15 protein-coding genes and 1 pseudogene are annotated in these 17,401 nt (G+C 62.5%); 9 read left to right on the forward strand and 7 right to left on the reverse strand.

Annotated elements, in window-relative coordinates:
- The first annotated feature begins 34 nt into the window (after nucleotides 1-34).
- From J3P81_RS07890 to csrA, 3 genes are all read left to right on the forward strand, one after another.
- Nucleotides 35-850, forward strand: a complete 816-nt coding sequence (locus tag J3P81_RS07890) for an SDR family oxidoreductase (protein WP_420767890.1) — start codon at nucleotides 35-37, stop codon at nucleotides 848-850.
- Between the two features lie 57 nt (nucleotides 851-907).
- A complete protein-coding gene (locus tag J3P81_RS07895) occupies nucleotides 908-1,240 on the forward strand; it encodes a YnfA family protein (RefSeq protein ID WP_434563038.1) in 333 nt (110 codons plus the stop codon).
- A 148-nt stretch (nucleotides 1,241-1,388) separates the two neighbouring features.
- Nucleotides 1,389-1,589, forward strand: a complete 201-nt coding sequence (gene csrA / locus J3P81_RS07900; RefSeq protein WP_420767888.1) for a carbon storage regulator CsrA — start codon at nucleotides 1,389-1,391, stop codon at nucleotides 1,587-1,589.
- On the opposite strand, the gene J3P81_RS07905 is transcribed toward csrA, so the two are convergent.
- The 5 genes from J3P81_RS07905 to mnmC form a co-directional block, all read right to left on the reverse strand.
- A complete protein-coding gene (locus tag J3P81_RS07905) occupies nucleotides 1,578-1,805 on the reverse strand; it encodes a YheU family protein (protein ID WP_047226285.1) in 228 nt (75 codons plus the stop codon). The two genes, csrA and J3P81_RS07905, sit on opposite strands and share 12 nt — an antisense overlap.
- 179 nt (nucleotides 1,806-1,984) lie before the next feature.
- Complete coding sequence (locus tag J3P81_RS07910; protein WP_420767887.1) at nucleotides 1,985-3,175, reverse strand: osmoprotectant NAGGN system M42 family peptidase; 1,191 nt, start codon at nucleotides 3,173-3,175, stop codon at nucleotides 1,985-1,987.
- A 175-nt stretch (nucleotides 3,176-3,350) separates the two neighbouring features.
- Nucleotides 3,351-5,096: an N-acetylglutaminylglutamine synthetase gene (gene ngg, locus J3P81_RS07915; RefSeq protein WP_434563040.1), complete on the reverse strand. Its 1,746-nt coding sequence runs from the start codon at nucleotides 5,094-5,096 to the stop codon at nucleotides 3,351-3,353.
- A gap of 3 nt (nucleotides 5,097-5,099) precedes the next feature.
- The gene (locus tag J3P81_RS07920; RefSeq protein WP_420767885.1) at nucleotides 5,100-6,872 is read right to left on the reverse strand and encodes an N-acetylglutaminylglutamine amidotransferase; all 1,773 of its coding nucleotides are present in this window, start codon (nucleotides 6,870-6,872) and stop codon (nucleotides 5,100-5,102) included.
- 286 nt (nucleotides 6,873-7,158) lie between these two features.
- Nucleotides 7,159-9,141: a bifunctional tRNA (5-methylaminomethyl-2-thiouridine)(34)-methyltransferase MnmD/FAD-dependent 5-carboxymethylaminomethyl-2-thiouridine(34) oxidoreductase MnmC gene (gene mnmC / locus J3P81_RS07925; RefSeq protein WP_434563042.1), complete on the reverse strand. Its 1,983-nt coding sequence runs from the start codon at nucleotides 9,139-9,141 to the stop codon at nucleotides 7,159-7,161.
- Nucleotides 9,142-9,291: 150 nt separating this feature from the next.
- On the opposite strand from mnmC, the gene pap reads away from it, so the two are divergent.
- A complete protein-coding gene (pap, locus tag J3P81_RS07930) occupies nucleotides 9,292-10,803 on the forward strand; it encodes a polyphosphate:AMP phosphotransferase (protein WP_434563044.1) in 1,512 nt (503 codons plus the stop codon).
- 104 nt (nucleotides 10,804-10,907) lie between these two features.
- Nucleotides 10,908-12,092: a thiolase family protein gene (locus J3P81_RS07935; protein ID WP_434563046.1), complete on the forward strand. Its 1,185-nt coding sequence runs from the start codon at nucleotides 10,908-10,910 to the stop codon at nucleotides 12,090-12,092.
- A gap of 148 nt (nucleotides 12,093-12,240) precedes the next feature.
- Here the strand turns inward: J3P81_RS07935 and J3P81_RS07940 are convergent.
- A pseudogene (locus J3P81_RS07940) lies at nucleotides 12,241-12,435 on the reverse strand (DUF6316 family protein); the annotation flags it as partial.
- A 190-nt stretch (nucleotides 12,436-12,625) separates the two neighbouring features.
- Between J3P81_RS07940 and J3P81_RS07945 the strand changes: the two are divergent.
- Complete coding sequence (locus J3P81_RS07945) at nucleotides 12,626-13,588, forward strand: DMT family transporter (protein ID WP_434563048.1); 963 nt, start codon at nucleotides 12,626-12,628, stop codon at nucleotides 13,586-13,588.
- Nucleotides 13,589-13,757: 169 nt separating this feature from the next.
- On the opposite strand, the gene J3P81_RS07950 is transcribed toward J3P81_RS07945, so the two are convergent.
- The gene (locus J3P81_RS07950) at nucleotides 13,758-15,152 is read right to left on the reverse strand and encodes a class II fumarate hydratase (RefSeq protein WP_030141034.1); all 1,395 of its coding nucleotides are present in this window, start codon (nucleotides 15,150-15,152) and stop codon (nucleotides 13,758-13,760) included.
- Nucleotides 15,153-15,354: 202 nt separating this feature from the next.
- Between J3P81_RS07950 and J3P81_RS07955 the strand changes: the two genes are divergently transcribed.
- The 3 genes from J3P81_RS07955 to J3P81_RS07965 all read left to right on the forward strand — a co-directional run bounded on the left by J3P81_RS07955 (nucleotide 15,355) and on the right by J3P81_RS07965 (nucleotide 17,394).
- Nucleotides 15,355-15,876, forward strand: a complete 522-nt coding sequence (locus tag J3P81_RS07955) for a DUF2059 domain-containing protein (protein ID WP_420767909.1) — start codon at nucleotides 15,355-15,357, stop codon at nucleotides 15,874-15,876.
- Between the two features lie 13 nt (nucleotides 15,877-15,889).
- On the forward strand, nucleotides 15,890-16,189 hold the full coding sequence (locus J3P81_RS07960; RefSeq protein WP_420767908.1) for a BolA family protein: 300 nt from the start codon (nucleotides 15,890-15,892) through the stop codon (nucleotides 16,187-16,189).
- Between the two features lie 263 nt (nucleotides 16,190-16,452).
- Nucleotides 16,453-17,394 carry a rhodanese-related sulfurtransferase gene (locus tag J3P81_RS07965; protein ID WP_420767907.1) on the forward strand — a complete coding sequence of 314 codons (942 nt, stop codon included), beginning with the start codon at nucleotides 16,453-16,455 and terminating at the stop codon, nucleotides 17,392-17,394.
- The last annotated feature ends 7 nt before the right edge of the window (nucleotides 17,395-17,401 follow it).

A 17,401-nucleotide genomic window follows, 5' to 3' on the forward strand; every position in this document is an offset into this window, starting at 1 on the left:
CCCATCTCTCCCGGAACAACAAGGCTGTTTCCCTATGCAAAATCGCATGATGATCACCGGTGCTGGCTCTGGCCTGGGTCGCGAAATCGCGCTGCGCTGGGCCCGCGAAGGCTGGCGCCTGGCCTTGTCTGATGTCAGTGAACCGGGCCTGCAGGAAACCCTCAGGCTGGTTCGCGAAGCGGGCGGCGACGGCTTTGTGCAACGTTGCGACGTGCGTGACTACAGCCAGCTCACCGCGTTTGCCCAGGCTTGCGAAGAAAAGCTTGGCGGCATCGACATCATCGTCAACAACGCTGGCGTGGCGTCGGGTGGATTCTTCAGCGAACTGTCCCTCGAGGATTGGGACTGGCAGATCGCGATCAACCTGATGGGGGTGGTCAAGGGCTGCAAGGCGTTCCTGCCACTGCTGGAAAAAAGCCGTGGCAAAATCATCAACATCGCCTCCATGGCGGCCCTGATGCAAGGCCCGGCCATGAGCAACTACAACGTGGCCAAGGCCGGCGTGGTGGCGTTGTCGGAAAGCCTGCTGATCGAACTGGCGCAGCAGGAAATCGGTGTGCACGTGGTCTGCCCGTCGTTCTTCCAGACCAACCTGCTGGACTCGTTCCGCGGGCCGACTCCCGCCATGAAAGCCCAGGTCGGTAAATTGCTGGAGAGCTCGCCGATCAGTGCCGCTGACATCGCCGACTACATCTACCAGCACGTTGCCGAGGGCCAGTTCATGATCCTGCCCCACGAACAGGGGCGCGCGGCCTGGACGTTGAAGCAGAAAAACCCACAGCTGCTCTACGACGAAATGACCGCCATGGCAGACAAAATGCGCGCCAAGGCGCGACAGTCCCCAAGTTGACCTGCCTTCCCGGCATCCATCAGGATGGCGCCTCGTGCCCTCCTGATGGACCGCTCCATGCTCAATTACCTGTGGTTTTTCCTTGCCGCGCTCTTTGAAATCGCCGGGTGCTATGCCTTCTGGATGTGGTTGCGCCAGGGCAAGAGCGCCTGGTGGATCGCGCCGGCGTTGCTCAGCCTGACATTGTTCGCCCTGTTGCTGACTCGTATCGAAGCCACGTATGCCGGTCGCGCCTATGCCGCCTATGGAGGGATCTATATCGTCGCGTCCATCGGCTGGCTGGCGGTCATCGAGCGCGCGCGGCCGCTGGCTTCCGACTGGATCGGCGTGGCGCTCTGTGTAATGGGGGCGGGAATAATTCTCTTCGGGCCGCGATTCACGGGACCTTGATCGGCTTCGATAAACGTTTTTTGCAGGACATTTCCTTCAGTTACAAGGATCCCGATGTGTAGGGGAATACTGAATTCGCGCCGGTATCTTGTGCATGGAAAACAGGCCGGGCATGGTCAAGGTCCAGACACTCTTAAGGACAAGAACCATGCTCGTATTAAGCCGCGCAGTGGGCGAGTTGATTTCCATCGGTGACAATATTTCCGTGCGCGTGCTGTCGGTCAGCGGCAGCACCGTGCGTTTCGGCGTGGAGGCGCCTCGACACGTCGAAGTGCATCGTTCCGAAATCTACGACAAGATCCAGAGAAAAAAGGCCCAGGCGGCACGCAAGGCCTGTTCAATCGAATAGATGCTTGGGCACGTCGTGCTTGAGCATCAATTGGCATTGTTCGCTTTCCGGATCGAAGACAATCATTGCCTGGCCTTTGGTCAGGGCCTGGCGGACCCGCAGGACGCGGGTTTCCAAAGGCGTATCGTCGCCATTGTCGGTCCCGTCACGGGTGACGAAATCCTCGATCAGGCGGGTGAGGGTGTCGACTTCGAGTTGGTCGTAGGGGATCAGCATGATAGGGCTCCGCTAAATATTGGGCGGATGCTACGGCGGATGAGCTGTGGCGGCTAGCCCGGGCTTTCTCATGTCTGCTCTGGCCTCATCGCGAGCAAGCTCGCTCCCACAGGGCCTCAGTGCATTGAAGTCTGTCGTGGGAGCGAGCGTGTTCTTGATGGAATTGTGAGCATGTGGGATCAGCTATCGGAACGCTGCCCAATCAGGCTGTCCACAGAAGGCACCCGGGTGTCGCTTTCCATTTGTGCATCGTGTTCGATCTGATGGCTGAAGCGGTCCAGTGAACCCTGGGCCGGTTGCGCATCGCTGGCAAACACCGGCGGGCTGAGGATGTAGGCGCCGAGCAGACGGCTGAGAGCCGCCAGGCTGTCGATGTGGGTGCGTTCGTAGCCATGGGTGGCGTCGCAGCCGAAAGCGAGCAGGGCGGTGCGGATGTCGTGGCCGGCGGTGATCGCGGAATGGGCGTCACTGAAGTAGTAGCGAAACAGGTCACGGCGCGCCGGCAGTTCGTTTTCCTTGGCCAGTTTCAATAAGTGCCGCGACAGATGGTAGTCGTAAGGGCCGCCGGAATCCTGCATCGCCACGCTTACGGCGTGTTCGCTGGAGTGCTGGCCCGGCGCGACCGGTGCGATGTCGATCCCGACGAACTCACTGACGTCCCAGGGCAGCGCGGCGGCCGCGCCGCTGCCGGTCTCCTCGGTGATGGTGAACAGCGGATGGCAATCGATCAGCAGCTCTTCGCCGCTGTCGACGATGGCCTTCAGCGCCGCCAACAACGCGGCGACCCCGGCCTTGTCATCCAGGTGACGGGCGCTGATATGGCCGCTTTCGGTGAATTCGGGCAAGGGATCGAAGGCCACGTAGTCGCCGATGCCCACGCCCAGAGTCTCGCAATCGGCGCGGGTGGCGCAGTAGGCATCCAGGCGCAGTTCGATGTGGTCCCAACTGATGGGCATTTCATCCACGGCGGTATTGAACGCGTGACCGGACGCCATCAACGGCAGGACGCTGCCGCGAATCACGCCCGTATCGGTAAACAGGCTGACCCGGCTGCCCTCGGCAAACCGGCTCGACCAGCAACCCACGGGCGCCAGTGTCAGGCGACCGTTGTCCTTGATGGCCCGGACCGAGGCGCCAATGGTGTCCAGGTGCGCCGAGACCGCGCGGTCGGGGCTGCTTTTGCGGCCCTTGAGGGTGGCGCGGATGGTGCCGCGCCGGGTCATTTCGAAAGGAATGCCCAGCTCTTCGAGGCGCTCGGCGACGTAACGGACGATGGTGTCGGTGAAACCGGTAGGGCTGGGAATGGCGAGCATTTCCAGCAAGACTTTCTGCAGGTATTCGAGATTCGGTTCGGGAATCTTACTGATCATGGAAACTCCTCGCGAAATATTGGAACGAGAGACCCGTGGCGAGGGAGCTTGCTCCCGCTCGACTGCGAAGCAGTCGCCTTGAGCTCAAATCGGAGCACTAAGTGAGTCAGCAGGGCCGCCTCGCGCTGGTGGCCGGCCCGGCCCAGCGGGAGCAAGCTCCCTCGCCACAGAAATCTCAGACCACCGCTTGGCTATGGGGAAACAACAAGTCCACAAAACGCTCTGCGGTGGGTTGCGGTTCGTGATTGGCCAGCCCGGCGCGTTCGTTGGCTTCGATGAACACGTATTCCGGTTGATCAGCCGCCGGGACGAGCAGGTCCAGGCCGACCATCGGGATGTCCAGGGCCCGTGCTGCACGAACCGCCGCATCGGCCAGGGTCGGATGGAGGATGGCGGTCACGTCCTCCAGGACGCCACCGGTATGCAGGTTCGCCGTGCGCCGTACGAACAGATGCTCACCCTTGGGCAGCACGCTGTCGTAGGCATAACCGGCCGCGCTCAAGGTGCGCTCGGTTTCGGCATCCATCGGGATCTTGCTCTCACCGCCGGTAGCGGCCTGGCGCCGTCGGCTCTGGGCTTCGATGAGCGCGCCGATGGTGTGCTGCCCGTCGCCGATTACCTCGGCCGGGCGACGGATTGCCGCGGCCACCACTTCAAAACCGATCACGAGGATTCGCAAGTCCAACCCTTCGTGGAAGCTTTCTAGCAATACCTGGCTGTCAAACCGCCGGGCAGCTTCGATGGCGGCCTGTACTTCTTCGATCGTACGCAGGTCCACCGCCACGCCTTGGCCCTGTTCGCCGTCCAGCGGCTTCACGACCACCCGTTCATGCTCATCGAGAAACGCCAGGTTGTCGTCGGCATTGCCCGCCAGCTGTTGGGCCGGCAGGTTCAGGCCAGCGTTTTTCAGCACTTTGTGGGTCAGGCTCTTGTTCTGGCAGAGCGTCATGCTGATTGCGCTGGTCAGGTCGCTCAGCGATTCCCGGCAGCGAATCCGGCGGCTGCCGTGCATCAGGGTGAACAGGCCGGCCTCGGCGTCGTCCACTTGCACTTCGATGCCGCGACGATGCGCTTCCTCGACGATGATCCGCGCATAGGGGTTGAATTGCGCCTCGGGGCCGGGCCCAAGGAACAACGGCTGGTTGATGCCATTCTTGCGCTTGATGGCGAAGGTCTGGAGGCTGCGGAAACCGAGTTTGGCATAGAGGTTTTTCGCCATCCGATTATCGTGCAGTACCGACAGGTCGAGGTAGCTCAAGCCCCGGCTCATGAAATGCTCGATGAGGTGGCGCACCAGCACCTCGCCAACGCCGGGGCGTGAACACTGTGGGTCCACCGCCAGGCACCAGAGACTGCTGCCGTTTTCTGGATCGTTGAAGGCTTTCTGGTGATTGAGGCCCATGACGCTGCCAATCACCGCGCCGGTGTCGTCGTCCTCGGCCAGCCAGTAGACCGGGCCACCTTGATGACGCGGTGTCAATCGCTCCGGGTCGATGGGCAGCATGCCGCGAGCCTGGTACAGCTGGTTGATGGCCTGCCAGTCGCTGTCGTTCTGGGCGCGGCGGATCCGGAAACCGCGGAATACTCGCGTGGCTTGTCGGTAATCGCTGAACCACAGGCGCAGGGTGTCGGACGGATCGAGAAACAGGTGCGCCGGCTCCAGCCCCAGCACTTGCTGGGGCGCGGCGACGTACAGGGCGATGTCCCGTTCGCCGGGTTGTTCGTTGAGCAGTTCCTGGGCCAGGGTCGCCGGGTCCGGGAACGTATGGCCGATCAGCAGCCGGCCCCAGCCGCAATGCACGGCGATGGGGGCGGCATTGAGTTCGCTGCCGTCTTCGGCCAGGCGTGCCTGCAAGCGTTCGTAGGACGGCGGTTGGCCGCGCAATAGTCGTTGGTTGTGGAGGGTGGAATGGGGTTTCATCGGTCAGATTCCTTGCTCGCTGAGCCACAGGTTCAGCGCTGCCAATTGCCACAGCCGCGAACCGCGCAACGGCGTCAGCTGGCCGTTGGGGTCGGTCAGCAGGCGATCAAGCATGGTCGGGTTGAACAGGCCGCGATCCTGGCTCGGATCCAGCAGCAGTTCACGGACCCAGGCCAGGGTGTTGCCTTCAAGGTGCTTGAGGCCCGGCACCGGGAAATAGCCTTTCTTGCGGTCGATGACCTCGCTCGGGATCACCCGGCGTGCCGCTTCCTTGAGCACGTGCTTGCCACCCTCGGGGAGCTTGAATTTGGCCGGCACCCGAGCGGAAAGCTCCACCAGACGGTAGTCGAGGAACGGTGTGCGTGCTTCCAGGCCCCAGGCCATGGTCATGTTGTCGACGCGCTTGACCGGGTCGTCCACCAGCATCACCGTGCTGTCCAGGCGCAAGGCCTTATCGACGGCGGCATCGGCGCCCGGCTGGGCGAAGTGCTCCTTGACGAAGTCTCCGGCGGCATCGTTGGCCGTTAGCCATTTGGGTTGAACGGTGGCGGCATACTCCTCGTAAGTGCGGTCGAAGAACGCCGCGCGATAGGCCGCATACGGGTCGCTGGCGCCATCCACTTGCGGATACCAATGGTAACCGGCGAACAACTCATCGGCGCCCTGGCCGCTCTGAACCACTTTGCAGTGCTTGGCCACTTCCCGCGAGAGCAGGTAGAAGGCGATGCAGTCGTGGCTCACCATCGGTTCACTCATGGCGCGGAACGCGGCGGGCAACTGTTCAATGATTTCTTTTTCGTCGATGCGCAACTGATGGTGGCGGGTGCCGTAGTGCTTGGCGATCAGGTCTGAATATTGAAACTCGTCGCCGCGCTCACCGCCGGCGTCCTGGAAGCCGATGGAGAAGGTGGACAGGTCGTCAACGCCGACTTCGCGCAGCAGGCCCACGAGCATGCTCGAGTCCACGCCGCCCGACAGCAGCACGCCGACATCGACGGCGGCGCGCTGGCGGATGGCGACCGCTTCGCGGGTGCTGTCCAATACACGCTCGATCCAGTCTTCCAGGTTGAGGTTCTGCTCGTCGGGCCGGGGGCCGTAGGGCAGCGTCCACCAGGTTTTCTGCTCGGTGCTGCCATCCGCCTCGACGCGCATCCAAGTGGCCGGGGGCAACTTCTCGATGCCAGCCAGCAAGGTGCGAGGCGCCGGGACGACCGCGTGGAAATTGAGGTAGTGATTCAGCGCGACCGGGTCGAGCACCGGGTTGATGTCGCCGCCCTTGAGCAATGCCGGCAATGCCGATGCGAAGCGCAGGCGCTGGCCGGTGCGAGACAGGTACAGCGGCTTCACGCCGAGACGGTCACGGGCGATGAACAGCCGCTTGGCGTCGCGCTCCCAGATGGCGAAGGCGAACATGCCGTTGAGCTTGGGCAGCAGAGCTTCGCCCCAGGCGTGATAGCCCTTGAGCAGCACTTCGGTGTCGCCGCCCGAATGAAAGGCGTAGCCCAGGCCTTCGAGTTCGGCCCGTAATTCCGGGTAGTTGTAGATCGCGCCGTTGAACGCCAGTGACAGGCCCAGTTGATTGTCGATCATCGGCTGGGCCGAGCCGTCGGACAGGTCCATGATTTTCAGGCGTCGATGGCCGAGGGCAATTGGGCCCTGGCTATGAAAGCCCCACGCGTCGGGGCCGCGAGGGGCCAAGTGATGGGTGATGCGCTCTACGGCCGCAAGGTCCGCAGGGTGTTGATCGAAACGTAACTCACCAGCTAATCCGCACATAAGTCCTTACCGGTTTTTCCGTTGGGGAGGGGTCAAGCCATACACGCCAAAAGGGCGGGTACTCTGAAACTGACCGGAGGGATGGCTGTGAGTTTTATATCGATGCGTTATAAGCCGACGGATGGAGGCTGTGGGTCTTGGGACATTTGTCCAGGAAAAACTAGACCTTGTGGGAGCGAGCCTGCTCGCGAAGGCGGTGGTTCAGCCAACTTCTAAGCCGGTTGAACCACCGCTTTCGCGAGCAGGCTCGCTCCCACAGGAGAATGTGGCGAATCGTCAAAGTCCGTCAGGCCTTGCCCCGAATCAACGCCCGTAACGCAAATCGGTTGGGATGACAGGCCTCGGCCACGCTTCGCGGCAGGGGCAGCGGTTCGTTCTCCAGCCACGCGGCGATCAGCTCGCCCGACAGCGGCGCGGTGATCAGGCCTCGGGAGCCGTGGCCGCTGTTGACGTACAGGCCGTCGAGCCAGGGGCAGGGGGCGTCGGGCACTTGACGGGCGTCCTTGGCCAGAACCGAATACGCCTCGATGAAGGCAGAGTGATCGGCCAGTGGCCCGACGATTGGCAGGTAGTCCGGGCTGGTACAGCGAAACGCCGCGCGGCCTTCCAGTTGCGCTGGGTCCAGCGCTTTGGCGTTGAGCCGGTCTACCAGGTCCACGGAAATATCTTCGAGCATCTTAAGGTTGCCGGCATGCTCGGCGGCGGTGGGGGTCAGGTCGTCGCTGTGGAAATCGAAACTGGCGCCCAACGTGTGCTCGCCCATTCGCGGCGGCGCCACGTAGCCTTCGGCACAGACCACCGTTGCCAGGCGCTGGCTGCGGGTGGTTTGCGGCAGGCGAGTGATCTGCCCGCGAATGCGCTTGAGGGGCAGCTCGGCGGCAGGCTCGAAACGTTTGATCTCGGCCGCGCTGGCGAGGATCGCCACCGGTGCGCTGGCCACGCAGCGTTCGCCGTCCCAGGCCTGCCATTGGCCGTCGACACGCCGCAGTTCCAACACTTCATGGTGTGGCTGCAAGGTAATCGCCGGGTTCGAAGCCTGCCAGCGACACAGCGCTGGCGGATGCACCCAGCCGCCCTCGGGATAAAACAGGCCCCCGCTGGGCAAACCAATGCCGGCTTGCGCCTCGGCCTCATCGCGATCAAGCACCTTCAACAGACTGCCCGCAAAGGCCTCGGCCAAGCGCGCCTGGCGCTCGGCTTCCTTGGCATCGAAGGCCAATTGCAGGACACCGCAGCCGTCCCAGTCGAGGCTGCGCTGCAGGTGTTCGAGCACGCGCCGCGTGTAGCCGAAACCGCTGAGGATCATCTGCGACAGCGCCGTGCCGTGGGCCGACAGCTTGAGGTACAGCACGCCCTGGGGATTGCCGGACGCTTCCTCGGCCAACCCAGCGTGACGCTCCAGCAAGGTCACGTGCCAGCCACGGGCCGCGAGGCTGGCCGCGCTGGCGCAACCGGCCAGTCCGCCGCCGATGACCAAGGCCCGCCGCTCGCCGGTATGCGGGGCGGGGCGGGCGTACCAGGGCTTGATCGGCGCGGGTGACGGCGTCTGCTCCGGCCAACCGAGGAACACGCCGCGAAGAATCTCCCATTTATGGCCGATGCCTGGCGTGCGCTTCATCTTGAAACCCGCCGCGTTCAACCGGCGCCGCACCCAGCCGGTGCTGGTGAAGGTGCTGAGGGTAGCCCCCGGCGCGGCCAGTCGCGCCAGCTCGGCGAACAGCTCGGCGCTCCACATCTCGGGGTTTTTCGCCGGGGCGAAACCGTCGAGGAACCAGGCGTCGATCCGCCCATCCAGTTGCGGCAATTGCTCCAGGGCATCGCCAATCAACAACGTCAGGGTGACCCGGCCGCTCGCCAGGGTCATGCGCTGGAAACCTGGGTGGATCGCCATGTACTGCCCGAGCAATTGATCGGCCTGGACCTTGAGCGCTGGCCACAAGGCCAGGGCCCGGCGCAGGTCTTCGGGGCTCAGGGGAAACTTCTCGACGCTGACAAAATGCAGCCGTGCCCCGGCCGGTGCGCATTGCTCGAACAACTGCCAGGCGCAGAGGAAATTCAACCCGGTACCAAACCCGGTTTCACCGATCACCAGCCGCCCGCCCTCCGCCAGCCCGGCGAAACGCTCGGCGAGGTTGTTCTGTTGCAAGAACACGTAGCGGGTTTCTTCCAGGCCCGACTGGTCCGAGAAATAGACATCGTTGAACACCCGGGAGCGGGGGCGACCCTGGTCGTCCCAGTCGAGTTGGGCGTGGTGTTGAATGGGCGTCATGACGGGCTCGGCGAAAATGAAGGCGCCATTCTAGCCGATCGGCAAGGCGTTGCTTGATCCAAGGCAAGGGTGCCCGCATCCGGAAGGAATCTGCTGCGCAGGCGCGCATCCAATCCGCTAGTCTTGCCCCATTCCTTGAAGGAGCTGCCCATGTTCGAGTCCGCCGAAATCGGTCACGTCGTTGATAAAGAAACCTATGAGGCTGAAGTCCCGGCACTGCGCGAAGCGTTGCTCGAAGCGCAATACGAGCTGCACCAGCAGGGGCGTTTCCCGGTCATCGTACTGATCAACGGCATCGAAGGCGCGGGTAAGGGCGAGACGGTGAAGTTGCTCAACGAGTGGATGGATCCGCGATTGATCGAGGTCCGCACCTTCGACCAGCAGACTGACGAGGAGCTGGCGCGGCCGCCGGCCTGGCGCTATTGGCGGATGCTGCCGGCCAAGGGGCGCATGGGGATTTTTTTCGGTAATTGGTACAGCCAGATGCTGCAAGGGCGGGTCCACGGCGAGTTCAAGGACCCGCGGCTCGACCAGGGGATCAACGGTGCCGAACGCCTGGAGAAAATGCTCTGCGATGAGGGCGCGCTGATCTTCAAGTTCTGGTTTCACCTGTCCAAGAAACAGATGAAGGCCCGCCTCAAAAGCCTCAAGGACGATCCGCTGCACAGCTGGCGCATCAGCCCGCTGGACTGGCAGCAGTCGAAGACCTACGACAAGTTCGTCAAGTACGGCGAGCGCGTGCTGCGCCGCACCAGTCGCGATTACGCGCCGTGGCATGTGATCGAAGGGGTGGATGCTTGTTATCGCAGCCTTGCGGTCGGACGCATCTTGCTCGAAGGCTTGCGCCAGGCCCTGGATCGGCCGAAGGTCAAGGCGGCCAAGGTCAACGTGGCGCCGTTGCCAGCGCTGGATGACCAAGTGACCTTGATCGATAGCCTGGACATGACGCTACGTCTGGACAAGGCCGACTACGAAGAACAGTTGATCACCGAGCAGGCCCGCTTCGCCGGCCTGCTGCGCGACAAGCGCATGCGCCGGCATGCCCTGGTGGCCGTGTTCGAAGGCAACGACGCGGCGGGCAAGGGCGGTGCCATCCGCCGGGTCGCGGCGGCGCTCGATCCGCGCCAGTACAGCATCGTGCCGATTGCCGCGCCCACTGAGGAAGAACGTGCCCACCCCTACATGTGGCGGTTCTGGCGACATATTCCGGCCCGGGGCAAGTTCACCATGTTCGATCGCTCCTGGTACGGCCGGGTGCTGGTGGAGCGGGTCGAAGGCTTTTGCAGCCGCGCCGACTGGCTGCGGGCCTACGGCGAAATCAATGATTTCGAGGAACAGCTGGCCGATGCCGGCGTGGTGGTGGTGAAGTTCTGGCTGGCGATCGACAAGGAAACGCAGCTGGAGCGCTTCCAGGAGCGGGAGGAAATCCCCTTCAAGCGCTTCAAGATCACCGAGGACGACTGGCGCAACCGGGACAAGTGGGACGCCTATCGCTCGGCGGTCTGCGACATGGTCGATCGCACCAGCACCGAGATCGCGCCCTGGACGCTGGTGGAGGCCAATGACAAGCGCTGGGCCCGGGTCAAGGTGTTGCGCACGCTCAATGACGCGCTGGAGGCCGCTTTCGAGCGTTCCGCCAGGCAAGCACGGAAAAAGAGCTAGCACGATGGGCACGCATACGCGGGGTGAATGATTGTCGCGTTCGGTTATGCGGTGGATTTATCCTCGAATCCACTCTTAACCGATAACAACAATGAGGTGCCGCCATGCGTGAAGTGGTGATCGTCGACAGCGTACGGACCGGATTGGCCAAGTCCTTTCGCGGCAAGTTCAACATGACCCGTCCGGACGACATGGCGGCGCATTGCGTCAATGCGTTGCTGGCGCGTAACGACATCGACCCGGCCAGTGTCGAGGATTGCATCGTCGGCGCCGGTTCCAACGAAGGCGCCCAAGGCTTCAACATCGGGCGTAACGTGGCGGTGCTCTCGCAACTGGGCATCGGCACCGCCGGGATGACCCTCAACCGTTTCTGCTCCTCGGGCCTGCAAGCCATCGCGATTGCCGCCAACCAGATCGCCTCGGGTTGCAGCGAGATCATCGTCGCCGGCGGCGTCGAATCCATCAGCCTGACGATGAAGAGCGTCAACACCGACAACCTGATCAACCCATTGCTCAAGGAGCAAGTGCCGGGGATCTACTTTCCCATGGGTCAGACTGCCGAGGTCGTCGCGCGCCGTTATCAGGTGAGCCGCGAGGAGCAGGACCGCTACGCCTTGCAGAGCCAGCAGCGCACGGCCCGGGCCCAGGCCGAAGGGCTGTTCAACGATGAAATCGTGCCGATGACGGTCAAGTACCGGGTCGAGGACAAGAACACCGGCGCGGTTCAGATTCTGGACGGTGTGGTTGACCGCGATGACTGCAACCGCCCCGATACCACCTACGAAAGCCTGGCCGGCTTGAAGCCGGTGTTTGCCGAGGACGGTTCGGTGACGGCGGGCAACTCTTCCCAACTGTCCGATGGCGCCTCGATGACGCTGGTGATGAGCCTGGAAAAAGCCCTGGCCCTGGGGCTCAAACCCAAGGCGTTTTTCCGCGGCTTTACCGTCGCCGGTTGCGAGCCGGACGAGATGGGCATCGGCCCGGTGTTCTCGGTGCCCAGGTTGCTCAAGGCCAAGGGGCTACAGATTGGCGACATCGACCTGTGGGAGCTCAACGAAGCGTTTGCCTCCCAATGCCTCTACAGTCGCAACCGGTTGGAAATCGATAACGAGAAATACAACATCAACGGCGGCTCGATTTCCATCGGTCACCCGTTCGGCATGACCGGCTCGCGGCAAGTGGGGCATCTGGTGCGGGAGCTGCAACGGCGCAACCTGCGCTATGGCGTCGTGACCATGTGCGTGGGCGGCGGGATGGGGGCGACGGGGTTGTTCGAGGCGGTGCGATAAGCGCCGCCTCAGGAGCTTCGTGGCGAGGGCGCTTGCTCCCACTCGGCTGCGAAGCAGTTGCCCCTTTTTACTGGGTATGAACCATAGAAGGGCCGCTTTGCGGCCCAGCGGGAGCAAGCTCCCTCGCCACGGGAGCTGCAAACTGTTCAGCCACCTTGGGCAACTTCTGCATCCGTTGGATGTATGCCGCAATCTCCTGCTCCGCCGCCTCACGAGTTTCGAACGGACCTTCCTGGGTGCCTTCGCGCGTATTGAAATAAAATTCGCCATTTACCCGGCAGATCCGGTCACTGCGGAATACTGTCTTGGGGGCGTCTGTATCGTTTGCGCGCGTTCCTGGCATTTCGGGTCTCCATGGGGGCTGCGTGGTTGTCTCAATTGAGCATATGTGGTGTCGCAGGTTTGCGCCTGTCCAGCCGATCGACGGCTAGCGACCCGTACAATTGCGTCGGCGCCAAATGCCCGATTGTGCCTGTGCCACCGATCGATCCGAGCCTAGAATGGGCGTTCATATCGAGGGCTTCGAGGGTTGCATGCACATATCGTCCGGTCGCTGGGTCTACGGGCTTCTTCTGGCTTTGTTGACCGCCCTGTTGTGGGGAATCCTGCCGATCAAGCTCAAGCAAGTGCTGCAAGTGATGGATCCGGTGACGGTGACCTGGTTTCGGCTGACGGTGTCCGGCGGGTTGCTCTTCGTTTACCTGGCGGCGACACGGCGCCTGCCCAGCCGCAAGGTGCTTGGCCCGCGTGGCGGCTGGCTGGTGGTGATGGCGGTGTTGGGGCTGGTGGGTAACTACGTCCTGTACCTGATGGGCCTGAACCGCTTGAGTCCCGGTACGGCGCAACTGGTGGTGCAGATGGGCCCGATCATGCTGCTGGTCGCCAGTCTGTTTGTATTCAAGGAGCGTTTCAGCATGGGGCAGGGCATTGGCCTGCTGGTGTTGCTGATTGGTTTTGCGCTGTTCTTCAACCAGCGTCTCACCGAGTTGCTGACGTCGTTGAGCGACTACACCGCCGGGGTTTTGCTGGTGCTGTCTGCGTCGACGGTCTGGACGTTTTATGCCCTGGGCCAGAAGCAACTGCTGACGGTCTGGAATTCATTGCAAGTGATGATGGTGATCTACCTGTTCTGCGCGTTGTTGCTCACGCCTTGGGTTCATCCGCTGGAGGCGTTGCAACTGACCCCATTGCAGGGCTGGCTGTTGCTCGCCTGTTGCCTCAACACGTTGATTGCTTATGGTGCGTTTGCCGAGGCGCTGGCCCATTGGGAAGCCTCGCGGGTCAGCGCGACCCTGGCGATCACGCCGCTGGTGACGTTCGCCGCCGTGGCGATGGCCGCCTGGTGGTGGCCCGAGTATGTCCATGCCGAACAGATCAACGTTTTGGGGTATGGCGGGGCGGTGTTGGTCGTGCTGGGGTCCGCGCTGGTGGCGTTGGGACCATCGCTCATCGCCGGGCTCAGGGCCCGGCGCGAGCGTTTGGCGGTGGGTCGCTAGATCGCTGAGGGAGCGCAGGTGGGTGTCAGTATGGTGATGTCGACCCTGCTGGCGCCATCGCGAGCAGGCTCGCTCCCACATGGGTTCGTCTGTGGACTCGACATCAAGGCCCACACCGGCCCCTGTGGGAGCGAGCCTGCTCGCGATTGCGGCCTTCAGGACAACAAACTCAACCCTGCCCACCGGCCTCCAGCATGTTCTCCGGCCGGACCCAGGCCTCGAACTCCTCATCGGTCAGGTACCCCAGCTGCAACGCGGCCTCCCGCAGGGTCAGCCCCTCGCTGTAGGCTTTCTTGGCGATTTCCGCCGACTTGTCGTAGCCGATGTGCGGGTTCAGCGCCGTCACCAGCATCAATCCGCGTTCCAGGTGCGCCGCCATCTGCTCGGCATCCGGTTCGAGGCCGGCGATGCAGTGCTGTTGGAAGTTGCTGCAGCCATCGGCCAGCAGGCGGATCGATTGCAGCAGGTTGTGGATGATCACCGGCTTGAACACGTTCAGCTGCAAGTGACCCTGGCTGGCGGCGAAACCGATGGCCACGTCGTTGCCCAGGACTTGGCAGGCGAGCATCGACAAGGCTTCGCACTGGGTCGGGTTGACCTTGCCAGGCATGATGGAACTGCCCGGCTCGTTGGCCGGCAATTTCACCTCGGCAAACCCCGCTCGCGGCCCGGAACCCAGCAGGCGAAGGTCGTTGGCGATTTTCATCAGGGTCACGGCCAGGGTCTTCAGCGCGCCGGACAATGTGGTCAGCGGCTCATGGCCCGCCAGCGCAGCGAACTTGTTCGGCGCGGTAACGAAGGGCAAGCCGGACAACGCCGCCAACTCAGCGGCAATCGCTTCGCCAAAACCATGGGGGGAATTGAGCCCTGTGCCCACCGCCGTGCCGCCCTGGGCCAGCTCGCAGACGGCCGGCAAGGCGGCGCGGATCGCTCGTTCGGCATAATCGAGTTGGGCGATGAACGCGGACAGTTCCTGGCCGAACGTGATCGGCGTGGCGTCCATCATGTGGGTACGGCCGGTCTTGACCAGCTTCATATGGCGCGCCGCCAGTTCCGCGAGACCACCCGACAACTCGCTGATGGCCGGCAGCAATTGCTGGTAGACGGCTTGGGCGGCGGCGATGTGCATCGCGGTGGGGAAGCAGTCGTTGGAACTCTGGGAACGGTTGACGTGGTCGTTGGGGTGAACCGGGCTCTTGCCGCCTCGCGGGTTGCCCGCCAGCTCATTGGCGCGCCCGGCGATGACCTCGTTGACGTTCATGTTGCTCTGGGTCCCGCTGCCGGTCTGCCAGACCACCAGAGGAAACTGGTCGTCATGCTGGCCGGCCAGCACCTCGTCGGCGGCCTGCTCGATCAGGCGGGCGATGTCGGCGGGCAGGTCACCGTTGCGGTCGTTGACCCGCGCGGCGGCTTTTTTGACCAGCGCCAAAGCGTGCAACACCGACAGCGGCATGCGTTCGTTGCCGATGGCAAAGTTGATCATGGAGCGCTGTGTCTGTGCGCCCCAATAGGCTTCATCCGGGACTTCAACCTGGCCAAGGCTGTCGGTTTCAATACGGCTCATCGGGTCAAACTCCTGTAGGTCTGAATGCGCAGTTTAGGCCCTGGTGGGCGCCAGCGGTTCCCTCAATCACCCCTCAATCTAGGAGCGCGCGGTTCTGTCCGTCAATCGGCCCCGCCAAGGGTCGGGGTTGAGCCCCGGCGTTTATTAGGCGCAGAATGGTCGCCCTTGGGGTTTTACCTCGCCTGTTAGAAAAGGAAACTCGATGACCCGTCTTCGTGCCATCTGTACCGCCGTTGCTCTGGTGTGTGCCAGCGGCCCTGTCTTCGCCGATACCGCCAGCCACAACGCCAGTGCCGAAGCGTTCCTGACCCTGGCGCATGCCGACAAGCTGGGTACCCCCGTCTACATGCAAGTACAGCAGATGTTTGCCCAGCGCTTCGAGCAGACCAAAGCTCCCGAGTCGAAAAAGGCCACGCTGGAGACCTATCAGGCCAAGGCCAATGCCGCGCTGGACCAGGCCATCGGCTGGAACAAGCTCAAGCCGGACATGGTCAAGCTCTACACCAGCAACTTCAGCGAATCGGAGCTCAAGGAACTGGTGTCCTTCTATCAGTCTCCCCTGGGCAAGAAAGTCCTGGAAAAAATGCCCCAGCTGACCCAGCAATCGGCGCAACTGACCCAGGCCAAGCTGGAAAGCGCGGTGCCGGTGGTCAACAAGCTGCTGGCGGACATGACCGCCGAGCTCGAGCCGAAAGCCGCTGCCCCGGCCAAGAAAAAGCCATAAGCGGAGCCCTGGCATGAGCATGCAACAACGCATTGAATCGACCCTTGGGCTTCTGCAGCCCGAGCACTTGCAAGTGCTGGACGAAAGCCACATGCACAGCCGTGGGTTACAGACCCACTTCAAGGCAGTCGTGGTCAGCCGACAGTTCGAGGGGCTCAATCGGGTCAAGCGTCACCAGATGGTCTACGGCACGCTGGGCGAATTGATGGGCGAATTCCATGCACTGGCGCTGCACACCTACACGCCGCAAGAATGGGCCCAGATCGACGCGGCCCCGGCTTCGCCGACCTGTGCCGGAGGCAGCAAGCACTGATTGTCATGGGTGAAGTAGCTTGTTGTGGCGAGGGGATTCATCCCCGCTGGCCTGCGAAGCAGGCCCATCCGGAAGGAAGCCTGGCGCCTGCTTCGCAGCCGAGCGGGGATAAATCCCCTCGCCACAGGGCAGTGTCCGGCCTTGCAATTGCAGCCCTGCAATACATATGTTTTTGCTAGAATCCGCACCGCGCCGCTTACCCGGCGCGTTTTTTTTCGCATCCGGTTCACCCTTTGCGAGGGTAGCCACCTGGAGAAATACCCATGACACCACCCATTGTCGTGGCGGCACTGTATAAGTTCGTCACCCTGGAAGATTACGTCGAGCTGCGCGAGCCCCTGCTCAAGGCGATGCTCGACAACGGCATCAAAGGCACGTTGTTGATCGCCGAAGAAGGCATCAACGGCACCGTTTCCGGCACCCGCGAAGGGATTGACGGATTGATGGCCTGGCTCAAGAACGACCCGCGCATGGATGATATCGACCACAAGGAGTCGTACTGCGACGAGCAGCCGTTCTACCGCACCAAGGTCAAGCTCAAGAAAGAAATCGTCACCCTCGGCGTCGACGGCGTGGACCCGAACAAGCAGGTTGGCACCTATGTCGAGCCGCAAGACTGGAACGCCTTGATCAGCGATCCGGAAGTCCTGCTGATCGACACGCGCAATGACTACGAAGTGGCCATCGGCACCTTCGAAGGCGCCATCGACCCCAAGACCACCAGCTTCCGAGAATTCCCCGACTACATCAAAGCCCACTTCGACCCAACCCGGCACAAGAAAGTGGCGATGTTCTGCACCGGTGGCATTCGTTGTGAAAAAGCGTCGAGCTATATGCTTGGCCAAGGTTTCGACGAGGTCTATCACCTCAAGGGCGGCATCCTGAAATACCTTGAAGAGGTGCCCCAGGAAGAAACCAAATGGCGCGGCGACTGCTTTGTATTCGATAACCGCGTGACCGTGCGCCACGATCTCAGCGAAGGCGACTACGATCAATGTCATGCATGCCGTACGCCGGTGAGCGTTGAAGATCGCGCCTCCGAGCACTACGTGCCCGGGATCAGTTGCCCGCACTGCTGGGACAAGCTGAGCGAGAAGACCCGCCGCAGCGCCATCGACCGGCAAAAGCAGATCGAACTGGCCAAGGCCCGCAACATGCCGCACCCGATCGGCTACAACTACAAGCAAACACCTTCCGAGGCTTGAGCCATGG

The sequence above is a fragment of the Pseudomonas sp. R1-6 genome (assembly GCF_051132115.1).
GTDB lineage: Bacteria > Pseudomonadota > Gammaproteobacteria > Pseudomonadales > Pseudomonadaceae > Aquipseudomonas.